The sequence below is a fragment of the Kitasatospora sp. MY 5-36 genome (assembly GCF_001182915.1).
In the GTDB taxonomy this organism is placed as follows: domain Bacteria; phylum Actinomycetota; class Actinomycetes; order Streptomycetales; family Streptomycetaceae; genus Kitasatospora.
The window spans coordinates 1-3852 of sequence record NZ_LFVW01000850.1 but is presented as its reverse complement, the minus strand read 5'-3'; the positions used below and the strand labels follow the sequence as shown (position 1 = coordinate 3852).

Genomic DNA, 3852 nt, shown 5'->3' with positions numbered 1-3852 from the left:
GGCGGGGCCGAGCGGGAGGGCGGCGGCTTCGGCCTCGCGGGCCTGCGGGAGCGGGTGGAGGCGGCCGGCGGCGAACTGACGGTCGGGCCGGGGCCGGAGGGCGGCTGGCGGGTCGACGCGGTGCTGCCGACGGAGGGTGTGGCGGGCCTCGGGGGCTGACCGGGCGGGGTGGTTCCGTCGGGGCCGTCCGGAGGGCTGATTCGAGCCCGCTGACGGGTCCATCCAGGCCATTCGGCACATCCGGAGGCGCCGATTTCGGCGTTCTCAACGATCAAATGGGCCGATCGGCCGATGGCGACGCGCCTCGCGGGCGGGCAAGGATGTCGGTGCGGCGATCAGGGTGCGGGGTTCCCCTGGGCCGTCCCGATGCATGAACCCCGATCGGGGGATCAGTCTGTGATTCGCATTGCGATGTCCGCCGAGGATCTGGCTCGTGTACGAATTGCTGGAAATGTCGACCAGGAGATGGAGGCGGTGCTGGCACTGGAGGCGTGGCGGAGCGGCGGGGAATTCTTCCGCCCCTGGCAGCGGGCCGTCCGCGGGCAATTGGCGCGGCAGCCGGTGCTGGCCGAGCGGCTGCGGCGCCTTTCGGGAGCCAACGGTGGTTTCCGGGACGTACTGCGGGTGTGGGCGAATGGCCGGATCGTGTCGTCCGGTCGCGGCGCCGAATCGGTGGTCCAGCGGGCCGACGTCGCGGCGGCGGTCCGCGAGTTCCACCGGGTGGCGCTGCAGCCCTGCTGGGCGGACGTCCGGTCCCGGCTGGAGGCGGAGCGGGACGCCCGCCGCCAGATCGCCGGCCGCGGCGGGGTGGACGCGCTGCTCGGCACGCTGCACCCGCGGATCCGCTGGACCGCCCCGGTGCTGGAGATCCCCGCCGAGCGGGACGTCGAACTCACCCTCGACGGGCGGGGGTTGCGGCTGGCCCCGTCGCTCTTCCTGCAGGGCGCCGGGGTGGTGCTCCGGCCCCGGCACGGGGAGCCCGAGGAGGCTCCGACGCTGCTCTTCGCGATGCGTCCCGACCGGATCGGCCTCCCCGTGCCCGTGGGGGCGCGGGAGGCGGCGGAGAGCGCGGGCCGGGGCGGGGAGGAGTCGCTGGCCGCCCTGGTCGGCCGGACCAGGGCCGCGGCCCTGCAGGCCCTGCTGGACGGCTGTACCACCGGCGAGTTGGCGGGGCGGCTCGGAGTGACGGCCTCGGCGGTCAGCCAGCACACCGCCGTGCTGAGGGCGTCCGGGCTGATCGACACCCGGCGCTGCGGCAACGGCGTGCTGCACACCGTCACCCCGCTGGGTCGGGCACTGCTGCGCGGCGAGGCCCCGTCGAGCGGGGATGGGCGGCCCCTCGGCGGCGCGGCCCCGCGGTGGATCGGGGACCGTCGGCGGGCGCTGCGATGAGCGGCCGGTGCGGCCGGCGGCGGCCGGGCGGGCGGGCCCGCTCAGCCGCGCTCGGTCAGGCCCGACTCCCAGGCCCAGGTGGCGATGCCCACCCGGTTGCGGGCCTTCAACTTGCGCTGGAGGTTGGCCAGGTGGGTCTTGACGGTGCTCAGCGAGATGAACAGCTCGGCGCCGATGTCGGAGTTGGTCAGCCCCTCGGCGACCAGGACGGCGATCTCCTCCTCACGGCTGGTCAGCGGCTCGACGGGGGAGCGGTCGACCCGGCGCGGGCCGGTGAAGCGGTGCAGCAGGCGGGTGGTGATCTGCGGGCTGATCAGCGAGTCGCCGACCACCGCCGAGCGGATCGCCTCGGCGAGCAGCGCGGGCCCCGAGTGCTTGAGCAGGAAGCCGCAGGCGCCGTTGCGCAGCGCGGTGTGCACGTACTCGTCGAGGTCGAAGGTGGTCACCACCACGACCTTCACCTCCGGGGTGATGCCGGCCAGCCGGCGGGTGACCTCCAGCCCGTCCAGCTCCGGCATCCGGATGTCGACCAGCAGGACGTCCGGCCGCAGGGTGCGGACGGCCTCCAGGGCCTCCAGGCCGTCCGCGGCCTCGGCCACGACCTCCATGTCGGGCTGGGCCGCCAGGATGTGCCGGAACCCCTGGCGGACGCTCGCCTGGTCGTCGGCGATCACGACACGCGTCTTCATGGCGTCATGATCGCACGGGCTTTCGGCGCCCCCGAAGTGAAGGCCGGGATTCCGCCTGGTATGCGCCGGATTCAGTTTCCGCTTAACACCGTTGTCACATGACGGGGAGTCCGGGAAGGATGGTTCCTGTCGGAACGGGGAGTCGGAGCTTCGAAGGTTCCGGCGGAAACCGGAATTCGGTTCAGCGGATATTCGAAAGGGGGCGGACGGCGAAGTGGACGCGAAATACGAGTCGTATGCGATAGCCGACCCGGTGTGGTACGACGCCCTGGAGCGGTGTGACGACCGGGCCTCCCGGTTCACACCGGGCGGGGGCGCGCTGCCCGAGGGCTGGCGCGGCCGCACCCAGGGTGTGTGGGAGGTGCTGGCGCCTTCCGGCGCCCCGCAGCTGCCGGAACAGGGCTGGAAGGTCCACGTCAGCGCCACGCCCGAATCCGCCGAGGAGACGATCGAGACGGCCTGGCGCGTCTGCCGCCGGCTCGGGCTGCCCTGGAAGTACCTGCGCAGCCGGCTGGTGGTCGCGGTGACGAACGCCAAGTACGCCGACCGGTCCGCCAGCGGCAAGGTCGTCACCGTCTACCCGAGGACGGCCGAGGAGCTGGAGACCGTCCTCGCCGAGCTGGAGGGAGCGCTGGGCGGCCGCCCCGGCCCGTACGTCCTGTCCGACCTGCGGTGGAACCGGGGCCCGGTGTCGGTGCGCTACGGGGGCTTCGCCCTGATGTGGTGCGAGCTGCCGGACGGCACCAGGGTGCCCGCGGTGAAGGACCCGGACGGCCGGCTGGTGCCGGACGCCCGGCGCCCGCGCTTCACCGTCCCGGAGTGGGCCTCCACCCCCGACTTCCTGGCCGCGCGGATCGCCGCGGCCGCCGACGACGCGGGAGCCGGCCTCGGCCGCTACCGGGTGGTCAAGGCGCTGCACTTCTCCAACGCCGGCGGGGTCTACCTCGCCGAGGACGAGGGCGGCCGACAGGTCGTCATCAAGGAGGCCCGCCCGCACGCCGGGCTGGACGCCTCGGAGACGGACGCGGTGGCCCGGCTGCTGGTCGAGCGGGACGCCCTGGAGCGGCTCGGCCACCTGCCGTTCGTGCCGGAGCTGTACGAGTACTTCACCAGCTGGGAGCACCACTACCTGGTGATGGAGTACATCCCCGGCGAGTCCTTCAGCGCCTGGCTGGGCCGGGAGTACCCGCTCACCCGGCACCGGCCGGACGCCCGGGCGCTGGCCGACTTCGCGGGGCTCGCGGTCACCCGGCTCGCGCTGGTCGAGGAGTGCGTCGCGGCGCTGCACCGGGAGGGGGTGGCCTTCGGGGACCTCCACCACCGCAACATCATGATCCGCCCGGACGGCACCGTCGCCCTGATCGACTTCGAACTCTCGACGCCGCTGGACACCCCGCGCCGACGCACCCTCGGGGCGCCCGGCTTCACCGACCCGGAGATCACCGACGCCCGCGAGGCCGACCTGTTCGCGCTCGGCTGCTGCCAGCTCGCCGCCTTCGTCGCGCTGACCACGCTCACCAGGCGCAACCCGGCCGTCGTCGGCGGGCTGCTGGACCTCGTCGCGGAGTGCTTCCCGACGGTGCCCGCCGGCTTCGCCGAACGGATGACGGGGCGGCTCGCCCTCTCCCCGGCACTGCGCCCCCACCTCGGGGCCCGGCCCGCGGCCAGCGCCCGGGCGGAGCTCACCGCCGCGGCCCTGCTGCGAGGCATCGACGCGGCGGCGACCCCGGAGCGGGAGGACCGCCTCCACCCCGGCGACGTGGCCGGGCTG

3 protein-coding genes are annotated in these 3852 nt (G+C 74.2%); 2 read left to right on the top strand and 1 reads right to left on the bottom strand.

Annotated elements, in window-relative coordinates:
- The first annotated feature begins 474 nt into the window (after positions 1–474).
- Positions 475–1392: a winged helix-turn-helix domain-containing protein gene (locus tag AE652_RS37140; protein WP_159028667.1), complete on the top strand. Its 918-nt coding sequence runs from the start codon at positions 475–477 to the stop codon at positions 1390–1392.
- A gap of 41 nt (positions 1393–1433) precedes the next feature.
- Here AE652_RS37140 and AE652_RS37135 read toward each other — a convergent pair whose 3' ends face one another.
- Entirely contained in the window at positions 1434–2081 is a 648-nt protein-coding gene (locus AE652_RS37135) for a response regulator transcription factor (RefSeq protein WP_049659617.1), read from the bottom strand.
- A 214-nt stretch (positions 2082–2295) separates the two neighbouring features.
- Between AE652_RS37135 and lanKC the strand changes: the two genes are divergently transcribed.
- On the top strand, positions 2296–3852 hold a 1557-nt coding region (lanKC, locus tag AE652_RS37130; RefSeq protein WP_159028666.1), incomplete at its 3' end, for a class III lanthionine synthetase LanKC.